General features: G+C 66.9%; 24 protein-coding genes. 11 read left to right on the top strand and 13 right to left on the bottom strand.

The genetic code is table 11. The annotated features are described in order from the left end of the window. The first annotated feature begins 61 nt into the window (after positions 1–61). Together ADL01_RS29090 and ADL01_RS29085 are read left to right on the top strand one after the other, a co-directional pair. Positions 62–670 carry a TetR/AcrR family transcriptional regulator gene (locus ADL01_RS29090; protein ID WP_053744969.1) on the top strand — a complete coding sequence of 203 codons (609 nt, stop codon included), beginning with the start codon at positions 62–64 and terminating at the stop codon, positions 668–670. 145 nt (positions 671–815) lie between these two features. Next, positions 816–3053, top strand: a complete 2238-nt coding sequence (locus ADL01_RS29085) for an MMPL family transporter (protein WP_053744968.1) — start codon at positions 816–818, stop codon at positions 3051–3053. An 89-nt stretch (positions 3054–3142) separates the two neighbouring features. Here ADL01_RS29085 and ADL01_RS29080 read toward each other — a convergent pair whose 3' ends face one another. Continuing rightward, positions 3143–3499: a hypothetical protein gene (locus tag ADL01_RS29080; protein WP_053744967.1), complete on the bottom strand. Its 357-nt coding sequence runs from the start codon at positions 3497–3499 to the stop codon at positions 3143–3145. A 133-nt stretch (positions 3500–3632) separates the two neighbouring features. Here ADL01_RS29080 and ADL01_RS29075 point away from each other — a divergent pair, with 133 nt between their 5' ends. The 5 genes from ADL01_RS29075 (at position 3633) to ADL01_RS42715 (ending at position 9281) form a co-directional block, all read left to right on the top strand. Beyond that, positions 3633–4118: a YbaK/EbsC family protein gene (locus ADL01_RS29075; protein ID WP_053745041.1), complete on the top strand. Its 486-nt coding sequence runs from the start codon at positions 3633–3635 to the stop codon at positions 4116–4118. After that, complete coding sequence (locus tag ADL01_RS29070) at positions 4115–4891, top strand: DMT family transporter (RefSeq protein WP_053744966.1); 777 nt, start codon at positions 4115–4117, stop codon at positions 4889–4891. The genes ADL01_RS29075 and ADL01_RS29070 overlap by 4 nt, the downstream gene beginning before the upstream one ends. A gap of 132 nt (positions 4892–5023) precedes the next feature. Continuing rightward, positions 5024–5263 (top strand): hypothetical protein, encoded by a 240-nt coding sequence (locus ADL01_RS46720; protein WP_234354831.1) that lies wholly within the window; start codon positions 5024–5026, stop codon positions 5261–5263. 50 nt (positions 5264–5313) lie between these two features. After that, entirely contained in the window at positions 5314–5784 is a 471-nt protein-coding gene (locus ADL01_RS46715) for an SAM-dependent methyltransferase (RefSeq protein ID WP_234354830.1), read from the top strand. Positions 5785–6161: 377 nt separating this feature from the next. Then, entirely contained in the window at positions 6162–9281 is a 3120-nt protein-coding gene (locus ADL01_RS42715) for an ATP-binding protein (RefSeq protein WP_159049678.1), read from the top strand. A gap of 175 nt (positions 9282–9456) precedes the next feature. On the opposite strand, the gene ADL01_RS29060 is transcribed toward ADL01_RS42715, so the two are convergent. Then, a complete protein-coding gene (locus ADL01_RS29060; protein WP_053744965.1) occupies positions 9457–9903 on the bottom strand; it encodes a hypothetical protein in 447 nt (148 codons plus the stop codon). Positions 9904–10186: 283 nt separating this feature from the next. On the opposite strand from ADL01_RS29060, the gene ADL01_RS29055 reads away from it, so the two are divergent. Beyond that, positions 10187–11101: a phosphotransferase enzyme family protein gene (locus ADL01_RS29055; RefSeq protein ID WP_053744964.1), complete on the top strand. Its 915-nt coding sequence runs from the start codon at positions 10187–10189 to the stop codon at positions 11099–11101. A 3-nt stretch (positions 11102–11104) separates the two neighbouring features. Here ADL01_RS29055 and ADL01_RS29050 read toward each other — a convergent pair whose 3' ends face one another. Beyond that, entirely contained in the window at positions 11105–12478 is a 1374-nt protein-coding gene (locus tag ADL01_RS29050; RefSeq protein WP_053744963.1) for a hypothetical protein, read from the bottom strand. 207 nt (positions 12479–12685) lie between these two features. On the opposite strand from ADL01_RS29050, the gene ADL01_RS29045 reads away from it, so the two are divergent. Further along, complete coding sequence (locus ADL01_RS29045) at positions 12686–13240, top strand: ATP-binding protein (RefSeq protein ID WP_053744962.1); 555 nt, start codon at positions 12686–12688, stop codon at positions 13238–13240. A gap of 234 nt (positions 13241–13474) precedes the next feature. Here the strand turns inward: ADL01_RS29045 and ADL01_RS29040 are convergent, their stop codons facing one another. From ADL01_RS29040 to ADL01_RS29030, 3 genes are all read right to left on the bottom strand, one after another. Beyond that, positions 13475–13882 (bottom strand): RidA family protein, encoded by a 408-nt coding sequence (locus ADL01_RS29040; RefSeq protein WP_053744961.1) that lies wholly within the window; start codon positions 13880–13882, stop codon positions 13475–13477. A 49-nt stretch (positions 13883–13931) separates the two neighbouring features. After that, positions 13932–14390, bottom strand: a complete 459-nt coding sequence (locus tag ADL01_RS29035; protein ID WP_053744960.1) for a GNAT family N-acetyltransferase — start codon at positions 14388–14390, stop codon at positions 13932–13934. 67 nt (positions 14391–14457) lie between these two features. Then, entirely contained in the window at positions 14458–15927 is a 1470-nt protein-coding gene (locus ADL01_RS29030) for a purple acid phosphatase family protein (RefSeq protein WP_053744959.1), read from the bottom strand. A 262-nt stretch (positions 15928–16189) separates the two neighbouring features. Here ADL01_RS29030 and ADL01_RS29025 point away from each other — a divergent pair, with 262 nt between their 5' ends. Continuing rightward, complete coding sequence (locus ADL01_RS29025) at positions 16190–16468, top strand: DUF1876 domain-containing protein (protein WP_199834957.1); 279 nt, start codon at positions 16190–16192, stop codon at positions 16466–16468. A gap of 21 nt (positions 16469–16489) precedes the next feature. Here ADL01_RS29025 and ADL01_RS29020 read toward each other — a convergent pair whose 3' ends face one another. The 6 genes from ADL01_RS29020 to ADL01_RS28995 all read right to left on the bottom strand — a co-directional run bounded on the left by ADL01_RS29020 (position 16490) and on the right by ADL01_RS28995 (position 21383). Further along, positions 16490–17677 (bottom strand): serine hydrolase domain-containing protein, encoded by a 1188-nt coding sequence (locus tag ADL01_RS29020; protein ID WP_053745040.1) that lies wholly within the window; start codon positions 17675–17677, stop codon positions 16490–16492. Positions 17678–17738: 61 nt separating this feature from the next. Beyond that, entirely contained in the window at positions 17739–18143 is a 405-nt protein-coding gene (locus ADL01_RS29015) for an organic hydroperoxide resistance protein (protein ID WP_053745039.1), read from the bottom strand. A gap of 147 nt (positions 18144–18290) precedes the next feature. Further along, positions 18291–18764, bottom strand: a complete 474-nt coding sequence (locus ADL01_RS29010; RefSeq protein ID WP_053744957.1) for a MarR family winged helix-turn-helix transcriptional regulator — start codon at positions 18762–18764, stop codon at positions 18291–18293. A gap of 36 nt (positions 18765–18800) precedes the next feature. Further along, on the bottom strand, positions 18801–19568 hold the full coding sequence (locus ADL01_RS29005) for an energy-coupling factor ABC transporter ATP-binding protein (protein WP_053744956.1): 768 nt from the start codon (positions 19566–19568) through the stop codon (positions 18801–18803). Beyond that, complete coding sequence (gene cbiQ, locus ADL01_RS29000; protein ID WP_053744955.1) at positions 19565–20326, bottom strand: cobalt ECF transporter T component CbiQ; 762 nt, start codon at positions 20324–20326, stop codon at positions 19565–19567. Before cbiQ ends, ADL01_RS29005 begins: the two co-directional genes overlap by 4 nt. Position 20327: 1 nt before the next feature. Continuing rightward, positions 20328–21383, bottom strand: coding sequence for an energy-coupling factor ABC transporter permease (locus tag ADL01_RS28995; RefSeq protein ID WP_053744954.1), 1056 nt, complete (start codon positions 21381–21383; stop codon positions 20328–20330). A gap of 157 nt (positions 21384–21540) precedes the next feature. Here ADL01_RS28995 and ADL01_RS28990 point away from each other — a divergent pair, with 157 nt between their 5' ends. Continuing rightward, positions 21541–21888, top strand: coding sequence for an SsgA family sporulation/cell division regulator (locus ADL01_RS28990; RefSeq protein ID WP_053744953.1), 348 nt, complete (start codon positions 21541–21543; stop codon positions 21886–21888). Positions 21889–21977: 89 nt separating this feature from the next. Here the strand turns inward: ADL01_RS28990 and ADL01_RS28985 are convergent, their stop codons facing one another. After that, on the bottom strand, positions 21978–23666 hold the full coding sequence (locus ADL01_RS28985) for a penicillin-binding transpeptidase domain-containing protein (RefSeq protein ID WP_053744952.1): 1689 nt from the start codon (positions 23664–23666) through the stop codon (positions 21978–21980). Between the last annotated feature and the right edge of the window lie 77 nt (positions 23667–23743).

Below are 23743 nucleotides of genomic sequence, written 5' to 3'. Positions count from 1 at the left end.
CGTACGGCGGAGCTGTACGAAACGGTGTCGTCCGATACCGGAGCCGGAAAGGGTGAGTGACATGACCGAGGTCGCAACGGCGCGTCGCAGTCGGATCACGCCCGAGCGCGAGGCCGAGCTGTACGGCGCCACGCTCGACCTGCTCCGGGAGGTCGGCTACGAGGCCCTCACCATGGACGCCGTCGCCGCCCGTACGAAGTCCAGCAAGGCCACGCTCTACCGCCAGTGGGGCGGCAAGGCCGAACTGGTCGTCAGGGCGATGCGGCACTTCAAGCCAGGTGGCGCCATCACCGACGTCGACACCGGGTCCCTGCGCGGCGACTTCTACGCCCTGCTGGTCCGCGAGGACGACTGCGCCATGGAACAGAACTCCGCGCTGATGCGGGCTCTGGGCATGGCGGTCCAGGCCAACCCGGATCTCCTGAAGGCGTTCCGGGAACTGCTCATCGAACCGGAGATGGCGGAGTTCCACAAGGTGATGCAGCGTGCCGTCGACCGTGGTGAGGTCCGCGCGGACAACCCGGCGGTCGGCTATGTGCTGCACATGATGATCGGCGCCTTCGTGGCACGCACGGTGATCGACGAACTGCCGCCGACGCAGGCCTACTTGCGTGACTACGTCAACGCCGTGGTGCTCCCCGCCCTCGGTGTGACGGCCCCGGTCCCGTAAGCCGACCCGCCCCGCCTCTTCCGAACCACCCCACCTGAACCTGACGCGACCGCTCACGCCGTCGGGCTGATCACTCCTGCGCCCCAACAGGCCGATCAAACCTGCCCTGTTGCTGTTCAACCACCTGACCGGGAGTAACCCCCTCGTGGCCACGTTCCTCTATAAACTCGGCCGACTCGCCTTCAGGCGACGGCATTTCGTCGCCCTGATATGGGTGGCCCTGCTGACGCTCGCGGGAGTCGGCGCGGCCAGCGCGCCCGCCCCGGGCACCACCTCCTTCTCCATTCCGGGTACGGAGGCCCAGAAGGCCTTCGACCTGCTGGAACAGCGTTTCCCCGGTGCCAGCGCCGCCGGAGCGACCGGACGCATGGTCTTCAAGGCGCCCGCGGGCCAGAAGATGACGGACGCCGCCAACAAGGCGACCGTCGAGAAGACCGTCAGGCAACTGGGCGACGGCTCCGAAGTCGTCTCCGTCACCGACCCGTTCACGACGTACGCCGTCAGCAAGGACGGATCGGTCGCGTACACGTCGGTGAAGTACAAGCTCCCCGGCATGGAGCTGGCGGACTCGACCAAGGACGCCCTCGAGAAGGCGGGGGAGCAGGCCCGGGCCACCGGGCTGACCGTCGACGTCGGCGGTGACGCGCTGCAGGCGAAGGCTGAGCCCGGCGCGATCGGCGAGGTCGTCGGCATCGCCATCGCCGCCGTCGTCCTCGTCGTCACCCTGGGCTCACTGGTCGCGGCCGGACTGCCGCTGCTGACGGCGATCATCGGCGTCGGGATCGCCGGTGCGAGCATCACCGCCCTCGCCAACGCGCTCGACCTCGGCGACAACACGTCCACGCTCGCGCTGATGATCGGTCTCGCCGTCGGCATCGACTACGCGCTGTTCATCGTCTCCCGCTACCGCAGCGAACTCGCCGAGGGCCACGACCGCGAGGAAGCGGTCGCCCGCGCCACCGGCACCGCCGGTTCGGCGGTGGTCTTCGCGGGCCTCACGGTCGTGATCGCCCTGGCGGGCCTCGCGGTCGTCAACGTCCCGATGCTGACCAAGATGGGCCTCGCGGCCTCGGGCACGGTGGTGGTCGCCGTCCTCATCGCGCTGACCCTGATCCCGGCGCTGCTCGGGTACGCGGGCCGCAAGATCCAGCCGGCGGGCCGGAAGAAGGCCGAGAAGGTCGCGAAGAGCGCGCAGGGCGGCCAGGTCGAGGAGCAGCCGGCCGGCCCCAACATGGGCACCCGCTGGGCACGCTTCGTCATCCGCCGCCCGGTCGCCGTACTCCTGCTCGGCGTACTCGGCCTGGGAGCCATCGCGCTCCCGGTCACCCAACTGGAACTGGGCCTGCCCGACGACGGCTCCCAGTCGACGTCCACGACCCAGCGCAGGGCCTACGACCTGCTGTCGGAGGGCTTCGGCCCCGGCTTCAACGGCCCCCTGGTGGTCGTCTACGACGCCAAGGGCAGCAGCACCGCCCCCCAGGCGGGCATCGACAAGCTGACCGCGAAAATCAAGGGCCTCAAGGACGTCGTCACGGTCGCGCCGCCCGCGTTCAACGAGGCCGGCGACACCGCGACGATCGCCGTGATCCCGAACTCCAAGCCGTCCTCGACACAGACCGAGGGCCTGGTCCACGCGATCCGTGACCAGAGTGCCGGCGTCAAGGCCGAGTCCGGCGCGACGGTACTGGTCACGGGCACCACCGCGATGAACATCGACTTCTCGCAGAAGCTCAACGACGCCCTGATCCCGTATCTGGGCCTGGTGGTGGGCCTCGCCTTCCTCCTCCTCATCTTGGTCTTCCGCTCAATCCTGGTCCCGCTCAAGGCGGCCCTGGGCTTCCTGCTCAGCGTCCTCGCCGCGCTCGGTGCCGTGGTCGCGGTCTTCCAGTGGGGCTGGCTGAGCGGCCTGATCGGCGTCGACGAGACCGGCCCGATCATGTCGATGGTGCCGATCTTCATGGTCGGCGTGGTCTTCGGCCTCGCGATGGACTACGAGGTGTTCCTCGTGACCCGGATGCGGGAGGCGTACGTCCACGGCGAGTCGCCGTCCGACGCCATCGAGACCGGCTTCAGGCACAGCGCCCGGGTCGTGGTCGCCGCCGCGATCATCATGATGGCCGTCTTCGGCGGCTTCATCAGCTCCAGCGAGTCGATGATCAAGCTGTTCGGCTTCGGCCTGGCGATCGCGGTCTTCTTCGACGCGTTCGTGGTCCGCATGGCGATCGTCCCGGCGGTACTGGCTCTGCTCGGCAAGCGGGCCTGGTGGCTGCCGAAGTGGCTGGACCGCGCACTCCCCAACGTGGACGTGGAGGGCGAGGCCCTACGCACCCCGGCCCCCGACAAACACCCGAAGGACGAGGACAGGGAGCTCGCGCAGGTCTGACCCAGGACCCGGCAACGAGCGAGGCGAGGAGGGGCATCCCGGCTGCGGCGGGGGTGCCCCTCCTGCTTTTCTGCCTTTTCTGCGCGGAGCTACTCCTGCGCGTCCGGCTCCTCGGCGAACACCTCGGCGGTGGAGGTGGCGGTGATGGCGCGGTCGATCCAGCGGGTGAGGGTGTCGGGAGCGTCGCAGGTGGTGATGCGGTCCCGGTCGGCGTCGGAGACGGGGATGCCACGGCGCTCGAGGTGGTGGAGGAGATAGTGGGCGAGGCCCTTGGCTTCTCCCTTTGCCTCTCCCTCGGCTCGGAGTTCCTCGGCCACCAACGATGTGAAGAAGGAGGTCTGGGTCTTCAAGAGTTCGCTCCAGATCTTGAATGCCTCGGTCCTGCCCAGGCCCTGGCTGGTGAATTCGGCGAGGAGCCCCGCTCGTTCCGGGTCACGGGCCTCCATGGCGCTCAACGCTGCTGCGACCGCTTTCAACGGCCAATCGGGTGATGATCACCCATCTGGGTGACATCGCCATCGCCCCCGCCACATGGAATTCGCTCGTGGTGCGTCTGTCCGGCCCGCTACCGTGCCGGGCATGACCACGTCCTCCCGTTTTGCCGAGGCCCTCGATCAACTGGGCCTCGGTGAACTCCACTCCCGTATCCGCCGGTTCCCCGACGAGACCCGTACCGCCGTTGAGGCCGCCGCCGCGATCGGGTGTGAGTTGAGCCAGATCTGCAAGTCGCTGATCTTCGCCGCCGACGGCGTCCCGGTGCTCGTCCTCATGGACGGTGCCTCCCGGGTCGACGTCGAGCTCGTCCGGCGCGAACTGATGGCCGCGAAGGTCACCCGCGCCAAGGTGGACGTCGTACGGGAGACCACCGGGTACGCCATCGGGGGCGTGCCGCCCTTCGGGCACCGGACCAGGACCCGGGTGCTGGCGGACCGTTCGCTGCTGGAGCACGACGTCGTCTGGGCCGCCGCCGGCACCCCGTACACCGTGTTCCCCATGGAGCCGAAGGCTCTCGTCGCCCACGCCGGCGCCACTCTCGTGGACGTCCGCGAGTCGGCGACCTCGTGACACCTGCCGTCACCGCGGCCGTACTGCTCGCCGCCGTCACGCACGCCTGCTGGAACGCGCTCGCGCACCGCATCACCGACAAGCTGGTCGGATTCACGCTCATCGCCGGCGGCGGGATGGCCATCGGGCTGGTCGCGGTACCGTTCCTGCCGCTGCCCGCCGCCGGGGCCTGGCCGTATCTCGTCGCGTCGGCCCTCATCCACGTCGCCTACTACGTCCTGCTCATGCGGTCGTTCCGGCTCGGCGACTTCGGGCAGGCCTATCCGATCGCGCGCGGCACCGCGCCCCTCGTCGTCACCGTGCTCGCCGCCGTGTTCGCGCACGAGGTGCCCGACGGGTGGGCGGCGGCCGGAATCGCCGTGTCCTGTGCGGGACTTACCGGCGTCGCGCTGTGGGGCCTGCGCGGGCGGCGGCCCAACTGGGCGGCGATCGGGGCGGCGTTGGCGACCGGGCTGTCCATCGCCGCGTACACGGTCGTCGACGGCCTGGGCGTACGGGCCTCGGGGTCCGCGCTCGCTTACATCGCCTGGCTGATGGCCCTGGAGGGCATCGCCATCCCCGCCTACGCGTGGTACCGCTGGCGGGGCCAGTTCCTCGCGACGGTACGGCCGTTCGCCGCCGTCGGGCTGCTCGGCGCCGCGCTGTCCGTGGCGGCGTACGGGCTGGTGCTGTGGGCGCAGACAAGGGCGGAACTCGCGCCCGTGGCTGCGCTCCGGGAGTCGTCGGTCAAGCTTCGCTCATGCGGTAATAACTTCGCTGCTCAGGGCTGCTGAGCCCGGCCCTAGGACGCAGGTCCCGAGTGCGCGTTCGTGAGCCCGTCATACCAGTCGGTCGCCGACCAGGCGGCGTCTGCCAGAGCAAGAGGTGGGGTGGTGGCAAGGGGCGCGACCTGCTGGACTTGGCCCATGGAGACTGCCGCTGGCGACCGTCCGTCGGCCACGTACGACCGCATCGGCATCGGGTACAGCGACATCCGACGTCCTGACCGCCGACTGCATGCTTTGATCGGCCAAGTGCTGGGAAGTGTCCACACCGTCGTCAATGTCGGCGCCGGCACCGGTTCCTATGAGCCGGAGGCCGCCGACGTGACAGCCGTTGATCCCTCTCAGGTCATGCTCGACCAACACCTGGGACGAAGAAGGTGAAGGCCGGGGCCGAAGCCCTGCCGTTCGCGGACAGCTCCTTCGATGCGGCCATGGCCATCCTGACCATCCATCACTGGCGTGACCCGCATCGGGGACTTGGCGAACTGCGCCGCGTCGCTCGCAGGCAGGTTGTCTTTACCTGGGATCCGACGCACCGGCCGGAGTTGTGGGTGCTTGAGGAGTACCTGCCGGAGATCCGTGAGATGGACCATGCCCGGTTCACCTCTGTGACCGAGGTCGCCGACGCCCTCGACGCGCACACTGTGACGCCGTTTCCCATCCCGCACGGCTTCACCGACGGTTTCCAGTGCGCCCACTGGCGCCGAGCGGAGTGCTACCTCGACCCGGTCATCCGGCAGGCCAGCTCCACTTTCGCCCAGCTGCCGCCCTCCGTCGTAGAGCCGGCGATCGCCCGTCTCCGCGCCGACCTCGCCTCCGGCACCTGGCACCGCCGCCACGCCGACCTGCTGGGTCAGCAGAGCATGGACTACGGATACCGCCTGGTCATCGCAGGTGGGTAGAGCAAGTTGCCCGGCAACGTCACGTTAGTCAACTATCTTTCATGCGGCAATAACTTGGCTGGTCAGGGGGCTGGACGAGGTCATCCCTTGGCCTCGTTCCGCACCATGCGTCCCTCAGCACAGTCGAAGCCGTGTCCAGCGCACGCGGGTTGACTGATCATGAACGGTCGGGGTGCGTGGGCTGGCTGCGTCTTACTGGACGCAGTGGAGTCAACGCTCACCCGGACGTACCACTCTGCGGCCACCTCTCCCTGCTCCGCTACCTTGGTGCCCCACGTCCACGGCAAAATGGCTGTTCACCGGACATACAGCTAACAGATTGGCTAGCGTTAACTTGTCGAGCGCCTCGAAGGATCAGTGACAAAGCGGAGGGCCCAGTGGCAGACGCACTTCCATCTCATGCAGAGAGAATGGCACAGGAAGCTTGCACTCTTCAGCCATTCCGAGAAATAAATCTTCTCGGCATTCGAAATAATGTGGAAGAGCTCCTAGGGGCGATTGGGAATGTTGGAATCTTTGAAGAATACACGAAGCACGACATCAGTCACATTGACGCGATGCTGGAATCGCTTGAGTGGATCATCCCAGAGGAAACTAAGAGCCAACTAACGCCGACCGATTGGCTTCTCACGGTCCTAGCGATCTATTTTCATGATCTAGGCATGCTTGTCACGAAAGATGAATACCAGCAGCGAGATCAGTCGTCTTTCCAGAGGTTCAAGGAAGACGTGCTGCTAACCGATGACAATAACGGGCGAGACTACAAAGCGCGCATCGACGAACTGCAAATCCAAGGAGGTGACGTTGAGAAATTTCTATATCAAGAATTTGTGCGCTATTTCCACGCGACGCGCGTGCGTAATTGGATCATCGGTAACGCAACCGGAGAGTACGGCGTCTCTAACACTGCACAGACGGAAGTAGCGAAAGTACTTGACGGTCTCCCTTATGTATTTCGTAAAGATCTCGCTTTGGTCTGCGAGAGTCATCACCTAGATGACCTTGACAACGTCGATAAGTACAGTGTGTCTAAGCCGTACGGTACGCGAAAAACGCAAACTGCGAACGTTCAATATGCAGCCATTCTGTTGCGAACAGTGGATATCCTCCACGTCACGAGTGATAGAACTCCGTCAATTACGTTTCGAATCCTGAATCCAAGTGACCCCACTAGTCAACTGGAGTGGGCTAAGCAGCAAGCGGTAACATCAGTACGAGCAAAATTGGCCGTTAATAGCGAAGGGGAACTCGACCCCTCGCTCACCCCAGAGAGTATTGAGGTTCACGCGCTCTTCACGGATGGAAACGCCTACTTCGGCTTGATCGCCTATTTGCAATACGCGGAGCAGCAACTTCGTATGAGTCACGAGTGGGTTACCCGCTCCAATCGCCTATTTGCGTCCACGTTCACTTTTCCTTGGAAGCATATCGACACGCACCATATTCACGTAGAGGGCTTTCTTCCGCGGCAATTCGACTTCAACATCGATCGTGAGAAGATCCTCGATCTCCTCACTGGGCATACTCTCTACAATGACAGCAATGTTGTGTTGCGAGAGCTCTTGCAGAACTCCATCGATGCTGTACGACTTCAGGAGGAACTATCTACCTGTAAAAACGGAAAAATTTGGATTTCCTGGGATAGTAAGACTCGAACCCTTGAGGTTAGAGACAACGGCTGCGGTATGACGCAGGAGATCATCGAGAATAACCTTCTCAGGGCTGGATCCAGTCGATACCAAGAGCCGGATTTTAGGAAAAAGCACCCTAACTTCAGTCCTATCAGCCGATTCGGCATCGGAGTAATGTCCGCCTTCATGATTGCTGACCAGGTTGAAGTAATTACCTCGAATCCGGAAGAAGAGGAGGCTCGTCAACTCGAATTGCGTTCGGTTCACGGTAAATATTTGGTCAGGGTGCTCCCGAAGGAAGAAGTTGACGCTACGATCAGGCCTCACGGCACGATTGTGCGTCTGATCGTGCGTCACAGCGCCGAAATTGACGACATTCTTGACACGGCACGCCGCTGGATCGTGGTGCCAGGTTGCGCTGTAACTTGCACGATTGACGGTTCAGAAGAGGTACGTGTGGGCTATGACAACCTTAAGGAATCTCTAGAAGACTTTATGATCGAGTCTTCCATAATTTCTCGCGAGCACCTCACTTCGAATAAGGTTCGAGTGAACGTGGTCGAGAAGGAGAATGCAACAATCGCTTATGCGCTACGCTGGAATGAATTCTTTAGGCAATGGGAATTCCTGAAAAACAATCGGAATATGGCTGCGTCGCGTAGGCTCAACTTGCGAGCTCAATACGTCAGCGGCCGCGAAAACTACCAGCGCGATCAGTTTTCTCCGGGCGTGTGTGTGGAAGGTGTTCGGGTTGAAAGTACGGCGCCGGGGTATAAAGATCGAAATGGCATTATTGGCCTCGTTAATGTAAGCGGGCAGGGTTCTCCTCGTACAAATGTAGCCAGATCATCTCTGGATGACACGCCTGAGAAGACCGCGCTGCTCGGCAAGATCTATGAAGCGTACTGTGACCACATCCGGGATCAGACTGATCTACTTCAAAGTGAGAACGGATATTCACTGACTTGGGCTTGCAGTGAGGCTCAGTTCCTAACTTCGTCATTGACGGCCAATAACATGGTTCCTAGTTCTTTTAGGCTCCTCCAGTCCGCACTTCAACAAGTACCGTTGGCCGTAGTGGAAGAAGGAGGTGTGCGCCGGAAAGCGTCAATCGAAGAAATTCGTGTGCAACCCGAGATTCATATGCGCATTAGTAACTTTGCCGACCATGTGGAGGCGCTACTGCGTGAGGTGCCAGCCGATGTTTCTTTGCAGTCTCTCCTGGAGTTCCTAGGAAATGCAGACGATCCGATTCCGGCGAACTGGACGCTCCTATGCAGTCGCATTGGTGGATTCGGGCTTTTGGAAGAGCATCTCGCATCAGAGTGGGAAATCGCAGTTCTCTCCGGTCGTATGGATCGGAGGTCCTGTAACGTCACCTGGCGCCGGCATGAAGGCGCAGCAAGGTGGACGTCAAGCCTAAACAGCAGAGAGACCCTGCACCTGGTCGAGCGTCTATCGATGCGGTCAATGGAAGGCGAGAGGGATATCCGTCTGCGGCATGTTGCGAGATTGCCCATTGGGGATGTCGAGTCAACAGGGTTCTCGGACCGCTACGTGGGAGTCCGAGTAGGTGTTGAGTACTACCTATTTAACGATCACCCGTGGGCTTGGGCTGTTGATGCTATAAAGAGTCAGTTCAGTGACCCGGAAGAACTCAGTCGGCAGTTGACGGTTCTGTCATGGCTGGTCACTTATGTGGGCCTGAACCGGGCAGAACTTGCAGAAGATGTCTATCGGAGGCTTTTGGGGTCAGAATTTGACATCAGCTATCTCGAACTCAAAAAATTCCAGGAGTCTTGTGAGGTAGCTGCAACCAGACAGATTTTCGATTCTTCTCGTTGGACGCGATCGGATAATAATTGATTTCCTTCGATGGTCGCCTGTCGCCTCACCAGGTCTCGGGCGTAGTCGCATGGTGGCGGTTAGTGATCATGTGAGCCTAAAGGAGGGCGAGCGGACGCTGGGCGTTGTGGTGCCCGGCGTCCGCGATGTTTGTGACGCTGCTTAGCCATAGGATTTCGATCGCGAGGGTGCGCGCTCACTTTATCGCTGGTAGAAGGAAGAAGTCGGCGAGCAGCCACATAACCATCAGCGAGACGAGAATGAATAACAAGACATAAGTCTCGTACCAGCGAAAGAAATTACGAGAGCGTGGACGCGTGCGAAAGCCGGGCTCCACCATCTCGTCAGTGATGTCGCACTCCTCGTTTCGGTAGTCAAACCATGCAATGGCACCGACCACAATCAACGTAGAGGTGAATGCGGCGACCACTGTGGTGAGGCTGAGTAATCCGATCACTCCGCCTCGCGCGGTGCTAGGGTTCACCCCCCACTTTCGATACCCAACAAACAGTGCAAGAGCTGCGGTGACGAGGCCCGTAGCGAGCGTCTGGTAGATGGCAAGAAAACGGTGCGCGTTCTCGTTCACTGCGTGAATCTGCTGCAGGAGGTAACGGTACCGTTCCAACGCGAACTCGTTCCTCATGGACCTTACTTCAGGCCCTGTATCGCCCGGCGCTGTCATCGCTCCCCTACCCATCTGACGTGCCGTTTGCATCCCATGTGTCACTTACATGCTGCCACGGGAGCGTCAGTTGCGGGGGGACTGGGCCGCGAGCGTGCCAAGCGCAAGGTGTATGCCTGAGCTTGGCACTCGTCTCAGCGCTCGGGAACTAGGTACCGTCGGGGTCGTGTCTGGCGTACGTCGGGTTGGTCACCCGTGGGCGTGCGCCGGTTGATCGCGCGCGACTAGGGGAGCTGGTACGGGCATGGCGGTTGATGCTGCTCGGTCGGAAGAGGGGTTCACGTCGGCGAGGGCTACGCGGGTGTTAGGTGCCGCGTGCCGGGCTGTGGGGCTCGATGGCGGTGGGGCGGAGTTGATCCGGCTTGGGGAGAACGCGTTGTTCCGGCTGGCTTCGGCTCCGGTGATCGTGCGTGTGGCTCGGGGGGAGGAGTGGTGGCCGACGGCGCGTACGGAAGTGGCTGTCTCGCGATGGCTGGCGGCGGAGGGGTTCCCTGCGGCTCGAATCGTTGAGGATCTTGAGCAGCCGCTCTTGGTGGACGGTCATCCGGTGACGTTCTGGCATCTGATCGTTGAGGGTGATCGGAAGGCGACCTACGGGGAGTTGGGGGGCGTCCTGCGGGATCTGCACTCTCTGACCGTGCCGGACGGTCTTGAACTGCCCTCGTTTGATCCCTTCGACAAGCAGGAACTGCGTCTGGACCGGGCCGTGGTCTCCGACGATGACAAGGTCTTCCTGCGTAAGCGCTGGTTCGAACTGCGTGACAGGTATGACGAGTTGCGGTTCGAGACTCCCAAGGGTCCGGTGCACGGTGATGCCCACGTACAGAACCTCATGGTGGACGATCAGGGAAAGGTGATCCTGATCGACTTCGAGGCCTTCTGCTTCGATCATCCCGAGTGGGATCTGATGGTCACGTCGGTGGAGCATCACAGTCTTGGCTGGCAGACCGATGAGCAGTACGCCGAATTCGTGGCCGCGTACGGGCGGGATCTGTACGACTGGCACGGCTACGAGACGCTGCGTGGCTTGCAGGAGTTCGGTATGACGACGTGGCTGATGCAGAACGTGCAGGAGGACGAGGGGACGGCGGCCGAGTATCGCCGGCGGATCGCTGGGCTGCGCAATGATGATGCGCTTCGGGACTGGCGGCCCTGGTAGGCGTTACGCGTCGTCCTCCAGGCGGGCAAGTGCGTCGCGGACCTGGTTGTTGAAGGCGGCCACGACCGGGTTCGTCGCGTGGGTGCTCACCTCGGCCTGGAAGTCGGTCACGTAGCGCTGGAAGCGGGTGGACTGGAGGGTGTCTCCGCCGTTCACGGCCAGGCTGGCGGTTGTGACGGCGGCTTCCAAGTCACCGTTCAGGAGGTGGCTTTGGGCGAGCACCATGCGGCAGAAACCGAGGGTGCGGGCGTATTTCGGGTCGGTGTCGTCGACCGCGCGTTGCGCTGCTGTCACGGACTCCCGGCGCATCCTGAGGTCGCGGAAGCAGTGGCAGATTTCGCCCATGAGTTCCGCGGAGTCGAAGTAGCCGAGCCACGCGGGGTCTTCGGCGGTGTCCGCGCGTTCGAAGTAGCGTTCCGCTTCGTTCATCGCGCGTCCGGCGCCGATCGGGTCGCCTGCGTTGGACAGGGCGCGGGCCTCCATTGCCGAGTTCAGCGCCATCGCCCTGGGTGTGGCCCGGCCTTTGGCGCCCTCGACTGCCGCACGGGAAAGGCGGATCGCCTGGGCGTGGTTGCCGAGGTAGTTGGCCTGGTGGCTGAGGTTGCCGAGGATGCGGGCGCCGAACATGCGGTCGTCGATGACCTGCGAGAGGCGGAGTGTGGAGGTGAGGTAGCGGTGGGCGAGTCGGTGGTTTCCGGTGTCGTACGCGGTCCACGCGAGTAGCTGGGAGACTTCGGCGGCGGCGCCGAATAACGCCGTACCTACTCTTTCGCTGTAGCTGGCGTCCAGCAGGGGCAGGACTTCGTGCCGGAAGTAGTGGCGCAGTGCTCTGTGGCCGTGGCCTCCGCCGTACTTGAAGTCGAGTTGCATGAACATGCTGGCGGCGTCTCTGATCGCGCGTACGTCCCGCATGCCGATGCGTTGGCCGGCGGGCTTGTCGGCCTGGATGCCGTCGGGGCGCGCGATCATCCATGACAGGACAGCGGAGTTGAGGTCGCCTTCCGTAACTGTCAGTTGGTCGGATGCGGGGGCTTCGGCGCGCTGGTCGGCCAGTCCTGCCAGCATCGACAGCACGTCGGGGACAGTGCCGGGGTAGCCGATTTGTTGCGGGGTGCTCGCACGCGAGTGATCGAAGAACCCGAGATCGCCCGGTGTCATGCGGCGGCCCAGCTTGGCGGAGAGTGCGTCCGCCATGATCGCCGCTGTCTGCGGCTGGATGCCGGAGCCGTCTCGCCATCGTTGTACGGCGACGTGCGTCGTGCCGAGATTCACTCCTCGCTGGGCAGCGGTGTCCTGCATTCGCTTCGCGAGACCCTTGTTCGAAACTTGCGCCTCGCCCATGACGGCGATCAGCTGTGCGTTCGGCTCTCGGTTCATGCTCCCCTGCCAACCCGAGAATGACAGCGAGTGTCCATCGTGTCACAGCAGTTTCGTCTTGGGGGGTTCATTGGTGAACCCCCTTTGTGCTGGCCGGTGTTCACGTGAACCCCCTGGTGAACGCTCCCGCTTGCGCTTCCTGCGTCGTTCACTGGTCGGCACAGATCGACGGGCTACAGGGCCTGTCAGTGCTCGGGAGGGGACGCGGTGGAAGCACAGCAGAGCGAACACACGGCGAATGCAGCGGCGGTGGGTGCTCCGCGTCGTTCGATTCATGATCCGGCAAACGGACACTTCCGGGCGCTGACGCTCTTTGCCGAGTCGCCGGACTGCGTCAAGGCTGCGCGGGACATGGTCGGCTCGTACCTCAAGACCTGGCACCTGGAGCACGCGGTCGACGACGCGCGGCTCGTCGTGTCGGAACTGGTTGGCAATGTCGTTCATCATGTGGTGCCGGACAACCGGCTAGCGCTACCTGGTTCTGGGCGGCGTATCGATGTGTCGCTGATGACGTATCCGGAAGTGTTGGTCATCGGGGTGTCGGATGAGGATTCGACTCCGCCGGATCTCCCGGTGGGTGAGTTCTTCTCGCCCGATCTTGCGGGCAGTTTCTCCGAAGCGTTGCTGCCGGATCGGGGACGGGGGCTGCTGATCGTTCAGCGGCTGGCGGACGCGGTGTGGTGGTCGCCGGGGACCAGGGCCGGCAAGACGGTGTGGTGCCGCCTCGACCTTGACCGGCTATGGGCTGAGAACTCGGCCTGACCGACCCCGGGTCGCCGCCCCGTTCTGCTCCCTCGCGCTCGGGAGTGGACGGCGATCCGGTCAATGGCCGGAGTCTGACCACTCCGGCCAAGGGGCGCGGCTCGTCGGAATTCTGGGAGCTCCCCTCCCAACCTGGGGGGCCGCGCTTCACAACCTCATACCGAGACCGGACCACCCCCTCGCCTGGCAGCTATCGGGGTGGTCCGGGAGGGGGCCTTGATCCTCACCCGCCTGCTACGGGCGTACCGCCACCGCGTCCACCTCGAACAGCATCCCCGGCAGGGTCAGTGAGGCGACCCCGCTCAGGGTATGCGCCGGGAGGCGGTCGCCGAAGCGGGCGTGCAGTGCCTTGCCGAGGGTCTCCAGCTTGCCGAGGTCGTGGTCGACGACGAACGTGCCCAGGCGCACGACGTGTTCGTAGCCGAGGCCAACTCCCTCGAGCGCCGAGCGGAGCCGGTCGAACGCCAGGTCCACCTGGGTGGCGAAGTCGCCGGGGACGGGTCCGCCGGTGGCGTCGGAGGCGTACTGGCCCCCGATGTACGGGGTTTCGCCGGGCGCCGCCGACACGGCATGGCTGTAGCCGAAGGGCATCGGGTCGTGCAGGGCGGGCGGGTTGGTGATCGTGCGCCGGTCGGAGGTCATGTCGGGGCCAATAAGTGGCGGGCCCCCGCGATTCCGGGGAGATGCCTGCTCAGGGCCCCGGCGCCGCATAGCACCGCACCGTCACCCGCCGCCCCGGCCCCCATTCCTGCTCCACCTCCGCCGCCAGCAGCGTCCAGCCCAGGCGCTCGTACAGGGCCGCCGCCGCTGTGTCGCTCGACGCCACGTCGAGTACGGGGTGCAGGGCGCGCAACTCCGCCTCCGCCACCGCCCGTTCCATCAGCGCCGCGCCAACTCCCCGGCCCCGGGCCGCCGGATCGACGTACAGGCGGTTGATCACGGCCGTCGGGCCGCCGCTCCACAGGGCCGCCGCCGCGTCGCCCTCCTCGCTGCGGGACAGGACGATGTGGCCGATGATGCCCTCACCACCCTCGCCTTCTGCCACCCACACCGCGAGGAGTGAGCGTGGGGTCAGCCAACCGGCCGGGTCGGCAGGCCAGTTGAGGGGGTACGCGTTCTGGTCGTGGACCGTCGACGTGTTCGTACGCATGCGTCGAGGTCCGCCTCCGTGCGGGGACGGATGTGGAACGGGGCTGTCTTCGCCGGGGTGTTGACTGTCATGCACGCAGGTAAGCACGTACGCCCGACAGGTCGTGCGGGCGCATGCTGTTGCGGTCGGTCACCGAGCGGCCGAGGGCGTGGTGGGGCCACAGGCCGCCCGCTGTGAGGCGGCTGCGTTCCACCCAGGCTCGGGCCGGGACGCTGCTGTTCTTGTAGTAGTTGAGGGCGTAGCCGCCGGTGTGGACACGCAGGAGGCAGAAGCCGCCCGGGTAGTCCTTGACCGCGCTGACCTCCTGCTGGGTGACGTGCGGGGCGCTCGTCAGGACCGTGCGTTTGTTGCGGTGGGTGTGGCCCGCGTGGTGGAGGAAGACGCCGGGGGAGGACGCGTAGGCGTCGACGATCTCGCGGGCCTGGCCGCGGTCCAGGCGCTGGCCGCGGCCCATCGGGAAGACCGAGTCCCTTGTGGTGAGCGGGTGGTGGCCGAAGACGATCGTCGGCTGGTCGCGGTCGGCGCGCAAGCCGGCCCGGAACCATGCCAGTTGCTCCGCGCTCAGCCCGCCCGCGTCTCCGCCGTTGCCGTTCTTCTCGTAGGTGTCGAGGCCGATCAGGCGCAGGCCGCCCAGGTCGCGCGCGAAGTAGCCGGGGCCGTCGGCGCCGCCCAGGAAGCCGTCGCGGAAGGAGTCGTCGGGGTGCCGGGGGCGGTCGTGGTTGCCGCGTACGACGAAGTAGTCCCGTCCGTGGGTGCCGAAGCCGTCCAGGATGCGGCGGGCCTCGGCCAGGTCCCGGGGTGCGCCGGCCGCCGAGATGTCCCCGGCCGCGAGGAGCACGTCCGCGCCGCGCCGGTGGGCCTCCTCGACCATGGCCACGCTCATGATCTCCGGGTACGGGTCCAGGCCGGGCTGCTGCGAGACCCCGCGCAGCATCGGTACGCCGGCCACCCGGCCCGCCGTGGTCTCGCCCAGGTGCAGGTCGTTGCAGAGCGCGATGGACATGAGATGGCGGCCGGGGGGCGGCTCGGGGGTCGTGAAGGAATAGGGGCCGCCGTGGGAGCCCAGGCCGTGCAGAGAGGTGCCGACCGCGTTGCCGCGCACCAGGTGCAGGGGCGTCGGTGTGGCCGCCCGGCCGCGCGAACGGGCCTGGTAGTAGTACGTCTGGCCCGGTTCCAGGTCCGTCAGCTCGACGTGGTGGTGGGCGGTCGGGCGACCCTCCGACGCCGTGCGGTTGAGGTGGGCCGGGTGGGTGCCGTAGACGACCTCGCCCTCGGTGACCGCGGGGACGAGGTGGCCGAAACCGTCGTCGGTGCCGGGTACGGCCGTGTACCAGGTGATCACGGCGTGATCCTCGGCGAGCGTGACCAGCTCCAGGTTGAGGGCCGTCACGACGTCGGTGCGGGTGAGCCGCTCCCGGCGCGCGGCGAGCGCGGACCGGAGCACGGCGGGCGTCAGGAGCGCGCCGGAACGGACGAGGTCGCGGGGAGCGGGGAACGCCGCCAGGGCGGCGAGGGGGGCGGAGAGACAGCAGCGCATGATCGGAACGTGCCCGTGGCCCGTTAACGGCCGCGGTGGGCGCGGGGTCGGCCGGAGGTATGGGGCACGACAACTCCTTGGCGTCGGTGCGGGAGGTGCGCGGGAAGCCTTCAGCAGAGCACGGTACGGGCCCCGGGCACACATGAGACAGGGCGATCGCGACGAAAGTCACACACAACGGACGCCGCAGAGGGGGCGGTACGCGTGCGGGCGCGGGCGGACAGGCGCACCCTGGAAGGAGCGGGTACCGGAGGTGATCGTCATGACGCAGACCGCGGTGGGATGGCATGTCGAGCTGGAGTTCGAGGAGGACGAGCAGCGCACGCGGGCCGCGGCGCTCGTAAGACTCGCGGACGGGAGCGAGGTACGGGCCCACGGATACGCCAGCCGTCACCGGTCCGACGAGAATCAGCCGCGCGTCGGCGAGGAGATCGCCGGGGCGCGCGCCCTCAACGAACTGGCGATGAAGCTGCTGACAAAGGCCCACGACGAGATCGACGAGGCGTCGGGGCGTACATCGCGTTCACTGGCCCTCGGGTAGAGCTCACCGGCTCGGACGGGTTCATCTGCCCTCGGACAGGAGGGCGGTCCGCACGCCCCGTACCAGGGCCTGCGCCCGCCCGTCCGCCGTCACGCTCTTGCGGAAGCCGTTCGTCACATAGCCGAAGGCGATCCCCGACTCGGGGTCGGCGAAGCCGAGGGCGCCGTCCCTGCCCGGGTGGCCGAAGGAGCCGGGGGACAGCAGCGGCGAGGCGGCGCCGTGGAGCATGTAGCCGAGGCCGAAGCGGGTGCCGATCACCAGCACGCGGTCCGGGCCCGCCGACTGCTCGCGCCGGGCCAGCTCGACCGTCGCCGGGGTGAACAGGCGGGTGCCGCCGTCCACTTGGCCGATCAGGGAGGCGTAGAAGCGAGCGAGTCCGTCGGCCGTGGCGATGCCGTTGGAGGCGGGGAGGGCGGCGGCCCGGTACGCGGGGTCGTTCTCGTCGGGCAGCGGGCTGATCGCGGCGAAGGCGCGGCTGGTGAGCGAGTCCGGATCGGCGTAGGCGTCGGCGACGGACCGTTTGGGGCGCGTCCTGAGGCCGGGGCTCCCCGTCACCGGTATCTGCACCCGCCCGACCCGGCCCACGCGCCCCGCCTCGTTCTCCGGCAGCCCGATCCACAGGTCGAGCCCGGCCGGCCCGGCGATCTCGGCGGCGACCCACTCACCGATCGGGCGCCCGCCGACCCGCCGTACCAGCTCGCCCGTCAGCCAGCTGTACGTCTGCGCGTGGTACCCGTGGTCGGCCCCCGGCTCCCAGGCGGGCGCCTGCGCCGCGACGGCCGCCGCGCCGAGGGCGGGATCGGCGGCCTGGGCGGGCGTGAGCGGCCGGTCGAGGACGGGGACGCCCGCGCGGTGCGCCAGCAGGTGCCGTACGAGGGTCCGCTCCTTGCCCGCCGCCTTGAACTCCGGCCAGTACTCGCCCACGGGCGCGTCCAGGTCCAGTTCGCCGCGTTCGGCCAGCATCAGGAGTACGGCGGCGGCGACGCCCTTGGTCGCCGAGCGCACGATCTGGGCGGTGCCGTGCTCCCAGGGGGCGTCGCCGTCCACGTCACGGGTGCCGGCCCACAGGTCGACGACCCGGTGCCCGTGCCGGTACACGGTGACGGCGGCGCCGCGCTCGCCGCCGGTCGCGAAGTTCGCCGCGAAGGCCGCCCTGACGGGCTCGAAGCCCTCCGCCACTGTGCCGTTCACGGCAACGCCCGCGTCCATGTTCAAGTCCACGCGGGGGTAACGCGCACCTGCCCGCCCGCGATTCCTCATCGCAGGAGGGTCAACCCAGGATGATCGTCACATCGATGTTGTTACGAGTGGCGTTCGAGTACGGGCACACCACGTGCGCCGCCTCCACCAGCCTGGCCGCGATCTCCTGGTCCAGGACCGGCAGCGAGACGCTCAGGGCGACCGCGAGGCCGTAGCCGCGCTGCTTGTTGGGGCCGATGCCGACCTTCGCGGCGACCGTGGAGCCGGTCAGGTCGAAGCCCTCGCGGCGGCCGACCAGGACCAGGGCGTTGTGGAAGCACGAGCTGTAACCGGCCGCGAACAGCTGTTCAGGGTTGGTGCCGTTGCCGTCCCCGCCCAGCTGCGGCGGCATCGCCACCTTCAGCGCGATCTGGCCGTCCTGGCTGGTCACATCGCCGTCCCGGCCGCCGTGGGCGGTGGCCTCGGCGACGTACATGATCTTCGTCGGACGGGTGTCGACAGCGGTGGCGTCGTCGGTCACGGCAGAACCTCCCCCAAGTGAACACAACTACATCGTGCACAAGGTACCGGCCGGTAGGGATGCGACCGTTACCCGGGGGTAGGAACCGTGGGAAACCTCAGGTCAGCGGCGTGCCCGGTCGGCCGCCCCCTGCGCCCGCTCCGTCAGCTCCCACAGCTCGCCCCGCAACCGCGCGACCGCGCCGTCGCCCAACTCCGTCGCCGCGAGCAGCGCGCCCGGCACGCTCGCCGCGCGCTCCCGGAGTTCCTCGCCGCGCCCGGTGACGCCGATGGAGAACGACCGCTCGTCCCGCGCCGACCGCTCCCGGCGGACGAGACCCGCCGCCTCCAGCCGTTTGAGCAGCGGCGAGACCGTGCCGTAGTCGAGGCACAGGGCGCTGACCAGCTCCTTCACGGTCACCTCGCCCCGCTCCCACAGGACCAGCAGCACGAGGTACTGCGGGTAGGTGAGGCCCAACTCGTCCAGGAGCGGGCGGTAGGCGGCGGTCACCGCGCGCTGGGCCGCGTACAGCGCGAAGCACAACTGGTCTTCGAGGCGCGGCGACCCGGGGTTGTGCGCGTCCTCTTGTTCGATCACGCGCCCATTGTCACGGACGCGTTGACGGCGTGAACGTCACGGGGTGGGGGCGGCGGCGACCGAGCGCGGGTCGAACCCGAAGGGCAGTTCCAGGCGGTGGGCGCGCATCAGGTCGTCGTCGGCGAGGAGGTCGCCGGTGCGTCCGTCGGCGGCGATGACGCCCTCGCTGAGGATCAGCGCGCGCGGGCACAGCTCCAGGGCGTACGGCAGATCGTGCGTGACCATGAGGACCGTGACGTCCAACGACCGCAGGATGTCGGCCAGTTCGCGGCGCGAGGCGGGGTCGAGGTTGGAGGACGGTTCGTCGAGGACGAGGATCTCCGGCTCCATCGCGAGCACCGTCGCGACCGCCACCCGGCGCCGCTGCCCGAAGGAGAGGTGGTGTGGCGGCCGGTCGGCGAAGTCCGCCATGCCGACCAGGTCGAGGGCGCCGCGCACGCGCAGCTCGAGCTCCTCGCCCTTCATTCCCGCGGCGGCGGGCCCGAAGGCGACGTCCTCGCGGACCGTCGGCATGAACAGCTGGTCGTCGGGATCCTGGAAGACGATCCCGACCTTGCGGCGAATCTCGGCCATGTGCCGCTTGCCGACGGGCATTCCGGCGACGGTGACCGTCCCCGCGCCCCCGCTGAGGATGCCGTTGAGATGCAGCACGAGGGTCGTCTTGCCGGCGCCGTTGGGCCCCAGCAGCGCCACCCGCTCTCCGCGCCCGACGCAGAAGTCGACGCCGAAGAGGGCCTGATGGCCGTCGGGGTAGGCGTAGGCCAGCCCGGCGACCTCGAGGGAGGGGATCGGTGAAGGTGTCATAGGGACCATCCCAGCAGGCAGACGACGAGAGCGGCGGCGGGCAGGGCGAAGGCGTACGACCACTGCGCCCGGGACGCGGTCACCTCGTCGATGACGGGCATGGAACCGGCGTACCCCCGGCTGATCATGGCCAGATGTACGCGCTCGCCCCGCTCGTACGCCCGGATGAACAGCGCTCCGGCGGACTTCGCCAGCACGCCCCAATGCCGCACTCCCCGCGCTTCGAACCCGCGCGACTCCCGGGCGATCCGCATCCGCCGCATCTCGTCGGTGATGACGTCGCCGTACCGGATCATGAAGGAGGCGATCTGCACGAGCAGCGGCGGGAGTTTGAGGCGCTGGAGTCCGAGGAGGAGTTCGCGCAGTTCGGTGGTGGAGGCGAGGAGTACGGAGGTGGCGACGCCGAGGGTGCCCTTGGCGAGCACGTTCCAGGCGCCCCAGAGGCCGTTGACGCTGAGCGACACGCCCAGGACGTCCACCCGCTCGCCCTGTGCCACGAACGGCATGAGCACGGCGAAGGCGACGAAGGGGACCTCGATCAGCAGGCGCTTGAGCAGGAAGGCGGCGGGCACCTGGGCGGCGCGGGCCACGGCCGCCAGCAGTACGGCGTACACCGCGAAGGCCCACACCGCCTCGCGGGGCGTGGAGACGACCACGATCACGAAGGCGAAGGCGGCGGCCAGTTTGGTGTGCGGCGGCAGGGCGTGCACGGGGGAGTGGGCGTGCCGGTAGAGCCGGTGCGCGTGCCCTGAGCCCACCTCAGACGCTCGCGCGGGGGGTGACGGCCGGGCTGTCCTCGTCGGTACGCCGCCTGCGTACCGCCCAGAAGACGCCCGTCCCGGCGGCGATCGTCGCGCCGACGCCGATCACACCGGCGAGCCCGCCCGAGAGCCGGCCGTCGGTGATGCCCTCGACGCCGTAGTCGGCGAGCGGGGAGTCGGCGGCGGCGTGTGCCTCGGCCTTGGCGTCGATGCCCTTGTCGGCGGCGACCTTCTCCAGGCCGTCGGGGCTGGCGGAGGCGTAGAAGCTGACGACACCGGCGAGGACGAGCGAGGCGGCGAGGCCGGTGAGCCAGACGGCGCGGGTGCGGCGGGCCGGGGCGGGGGTGGGCTGCGGCTCGGGGGCCGCGTCCACCAGCTCGCCGCCGACCCGCAGCTGGAGCTTCTGGCGCAGGCCTCGGGCGCCGTGCACGAGATCCGGCCGTACGGCGATGACGGCGCCGACCGTGAACGCGGTGATCGCGGCCTCGCCGAGCCCGATCAGTACGTGCACGCCGACCATCGCGGTGAGGACCCGGCCGATCGGTACGTCCGTCGTGCCGCCGATCGCGTAGACGAGCGTGAAGGCGAGGGCGGCGGCCGGTACGGAGAGCGCGGCGGCGACGAAGGCCGAGACGGTGACGGAACGGCGCTTCCTGGGGAGCACCTTCACCAGGCCGCGGAAGACGGCGTAGCCGACGACGGTTGTCACGACGGCCATGACCGTGATGTTCACGCCGAGCGCGGTGAGGCCGCCGTCCGCGAAGAGGATGCCCTGCATGAGCAGGACGACGGACACGCACAGGACCCCTGTGTAGGGCCCCACGAGTATCGCGGCGAGCGCGCCCCCGAGCAGGTGTCCGCTGGTCCCGGCGGCGACCGGGAAGTTCAGCATCTGCACGGCGAAGATGAACGCGGCCACCAGACCGGCGAGCGGTGCGATCCGTTCGTCCAGCTCGCGCCGGGCGCCGCGCAGGCTCACGGCGACGGCGCCGGCGGCGACGACTCCGGCCGCTACGGAGACGGGGGCGTTGATGAATCCATCAGGCACATGCACCGTTCGATGATAGTGGCTTGTTGCGAACTCCTTGCAAGAGCGATGTGTAACTGATTGGGCGGGGCGCGGGCGCAATTCGGAAAATATGCGACATTGGAGGGGAAGTGAAGCGGATTCACAGCTTCCGCATAGGTTACGTAGCGTAAGGGGCCGTCCGATGTCCGTAGTGGAGCAGTACGCGCGAGCCCATATCATCACGGACACCCAGGACGACGATCGCGAAGCGGTCCGCGTCGTCCTGCGCTACGACCCGGACGCCGACCCGCGCGCGGTGCGGGTCGGGCTGCCCGGGCACCACGAGTGGACGTTCTCGCGGTCCCTCCTGGAGGAGGGGCTGCGGGCGCCGGTGGGGTCCGGGGAGGTGCGGGTGTGGCCCCTCGGGCGGGTGCAGGCGGTTGTCGAGTTCCACTCGGGGGGGAGTGTGTCGGTGGTGCAGTTCGAGAAGAAGACCTTGATGCGGTTCCTGAGGCGCACCTATATGGCGGGGGCGCGGGTGCCTAGTTGACCTCGCTGGGGGGCTGCGCCCCCAGACCCCCGCTCCGGCCCTGAACGGGCCTTGTCCTCAAACGCCGGACGGGTTGGAAATGTGAGCGCCTACGACCCCGCCTTCAGCAGCGCCGCCACGATCGGACCCGCCGTGCTGCCACCATGGCCGCCCTCCACCACCACGCCCGCGCCCGCCAGGTCGCCCCGGTACGCCGTGAACCAGCCGTTCGGCTTGTCCTGGCCGTCGACCTCCGCCGAGCCCGTCTTCGCGCCGTAGTTCGGGCCCAGCCCGGCCATCGCCTCCGCCGCCGTGCCGGACGACGCCGTGTACTGCATCAGCTCCCGCAGTTGTGACAGCGTCGACGGCGACATCGTGCGCGACGCCTTCGCCAGGGTGCGTCCGTCCACCTCCGGCGAGACCAGGTACGGCTGCCGGAACACCCCCGTGTCCACGGTCGACGCGACCGACGCCATGTTCAGCGGGTTCATCCGCACCCCGCCCTGCCCGATCAGCGACGCCGCCATCTGCGCCTGCGACTGGACCGGCACCGAGCCGTCGAAGGTCGAGACGCCGATCGCCCAGTTGTCCATGCCGAGGCCGAACACCTGCTGCGCCTGCTTGGTCAGGCTGTCGTTGTCGAGTTCCTTCGCCTGGCTGATGAAGGCCGTGTTGCAGGACCGCGCGAAGCTCGCCTTGAACGTGCCGCCCTTGATCTCGAACTTGTCGTCGTTCTGGAACTTCCAGCCGCCGTACGTCGAGAACTTCGGGCACGGGTGCGGCTTGTCCGGGGACGCCAGCCCCTTCTCGATCAGCAGCGACGACGAGAGGATCTTCATCGTCGAACCCGGCGCGAGCGAGCCCTGGAACGCGGTGTTGAAGCCGTGAGACTGGTTCGCCACCGCCAGGATCTCGCCGGTCGAGGGGCGCATGAGCACGACCGACGACTTCGGCTTCTTGGCGACCTGCGCCTCCGCCGCCGCCTGCAGGGTGGGGCTCAGCGTCGTCTTCACGGTGCCCGGGGTGCCCTTGCTCAGCTCCAGCAGCGTCTTGTCGGCCGACTTCGCGGCCTTCGACTCCGTACCGCGCACGACGCGCAGTTCGATGCCCGCCTTGCCGCCGGCCTTCTTGCCGTACTTCTCCCGGAGGCTGTCCAGGACCGTGCCCAGGGACGGGTACTTGGCGAGGGTCAGCTCGCCGCCGTCACGGTCCACCGCCTTGATCGGCGGGGTGCCGGACTCTCCGGTGAGGAGCTTGTCGCCGTCCGCCAGGTCGGGGTGGACGACCGACGCGTGCCAGTCGACCAGCGGCTTCCCGTCGGACGTACGACGGACCACGGTCAGCGCGCTCTCGTACGCCAGCGGCTTGCTCGTGCCGCGGAACGTCACCGTGCCCTTGACCGAGAAGGGGACCTTGGCGCCCGTCGCCACGCCGGGTGTGATCGTCACACCGGTGATGTGGGCATCCTTGGTGTAGCCGGTGAGGAGGGTCGCTGCGGCCGTGGTCGTGTCGTTCGTCGCCGCCGCCGCTTCGGCGACCTTGCCCGTCTGCCAGGACGTCAGGAACCGCGTGGCGATCGCCTTGACCTGGGGCGCCGGTACCGGGCCCGTCGGCACCGACGGCTTTCTGTCGGCCGTGGCCGCGCTGGAGGAGCCCTCCTCGGCCGCCGCTCCGCCGCCGGACAGCGCGTAGGCGCCGAAACCGGCGCCGCCGACCACCACGGCGATCATCCCGCCGACCACCGCAGGCTTGGCCTTGCGTGCACTCCGTCGCTCGGCGACGCGCCTTCTGTTGCCCACAGCTCCCGATCCTTCGCGTAATCCCCAGGGTCCCCGTTGCCCTCATCCACCTCAACGACGAGGACCACACTAGAGTC

The sequence above is a fragment of the Streptomyces sp. NRRL WC-3618 genome (assembly GCF_001280005.1).
GTDB lineage: Bacteria > Actinomycetota > Actinomycetes > Streptomycetales > Streptomycetaceae > Streptomyces.
Note: the sequence above shows the minus strand (reverse complement) of the source record. Positions and strands in the feature narration are given on the sequence as shown.

Bases quoted from the DNA above. Each gene is read 5' to 3' on its own strand.
- ADL01_RS46715 (WP_234354830.1), top strand. From the start codon at position 5,314: ATGGCCATCCTGACCATCCATCACTGGCGTGACCCGCATCGGGGACTT.
- ADL01_RS29080 (WP_053744967.1), bottom strand. From the start codon at position 3,499: ATGGAGGCCCGTGACCCGGAACGAGCGGGGCTCCTCGCCGAATTCACC.
- ADL01_RS29040 (WP_053744961.1), bottom strand. From the start codon at position 13,882: ATGACCTCCGACCGGCGCACGATCACCAACCCGCCCGCCCTGCACGAC.
- ADL01_RS29035 (WP_053744960.1), bottom strand. From the start codon at position 14,390: ATGCGTACGAACACGTCGACGGTCCACGACCAGAACGCGTACCCCCTC.
- ADL01_RS29015 (WP_053745039.1), bottom strand. From the start codon at position 18,143: ATGTACGTCGCCGAGGCCACCGCCCACGGCGGCCGGGACGGCGATGTG.
- ADL01_RS29050 (WP_053744963.1), bottom strand. From the start codon at position 12,478: ATGAACCGAGAGCCGAACGCACAGCTGATCGCCGTCATGGGCGAGGCG.
- ADL01_RS29025 (WP_199834957.1), top strand. From the start codon at position 16,190: ATGACGCAGACCGCGGTGGGATGGCATGTCGAGCTGGAGTTCGAGGAG.
- ADL01_RS29005 (WP_053744956.1), bottom strand. From the start codon at position 19,568: ATGACACCTTCACCGATCCCCTCCCTCGAGGTCGCCGGGCTGGCCTAC.
- ADL01_RS29075 (WP_053745041.1), top strand. From the start codon at position 3,633: ATGACCACGTCCTCCCGTTTTGCCGAGGCCCTCGATCAACTGGGCCTC.
- ADL01_RS29030 (WP_053744959.1), bottom strand. From the start codon at position 15,927: ATGCGCTGCTGTCTCTCCGCCCCCCTCGCCGCCCTGGCGGCGTTCCCC.
- ADL01_RS29090 (WP_053744969.1), top strand. From the start codon at position 62: ATGACCGAGGTCGCAACGGCGCGTCGCAGTCGGATCACGCCCGAGCGC.
- ADL01_RS28990 (WP_053744953.1), top strand. From the start codon at position 21,541: ATGTCCGTAGTGGAGCAGTACGCGCGAGCCCATATCATCACGGACACC.
- ADL01_RS29055 (WP_053744964.1), top strand. From the start codon at position 10,187: ATGGCGGTTGATGCTGCTCGGTCGGAAGAGGGGTTCACGTCGGCGAGG.
- ADL01_RS46720 (WP_234354831.1), top strand. From the start codon at position 5,024: ATGGAGACTGCCGCTGGCGACCGTCCGTCGGCCACGTACGACCGCATC.
- ADL01_RS29060 (WP_053744965.1), bottom strand. From the start codon at position 9,903: ATGAGGAACGAGTTCGCGTTGGAACGGTACCGTTACCTCCTGCAGCAG.
- ADL01_RS29020 (WP_053745040.1), bottom strand. From the start codon at position 17,677: ATGGACGCGGGCGTTGCCGTGAACGGCACAGTGGCGGAGGGCTTCGAG.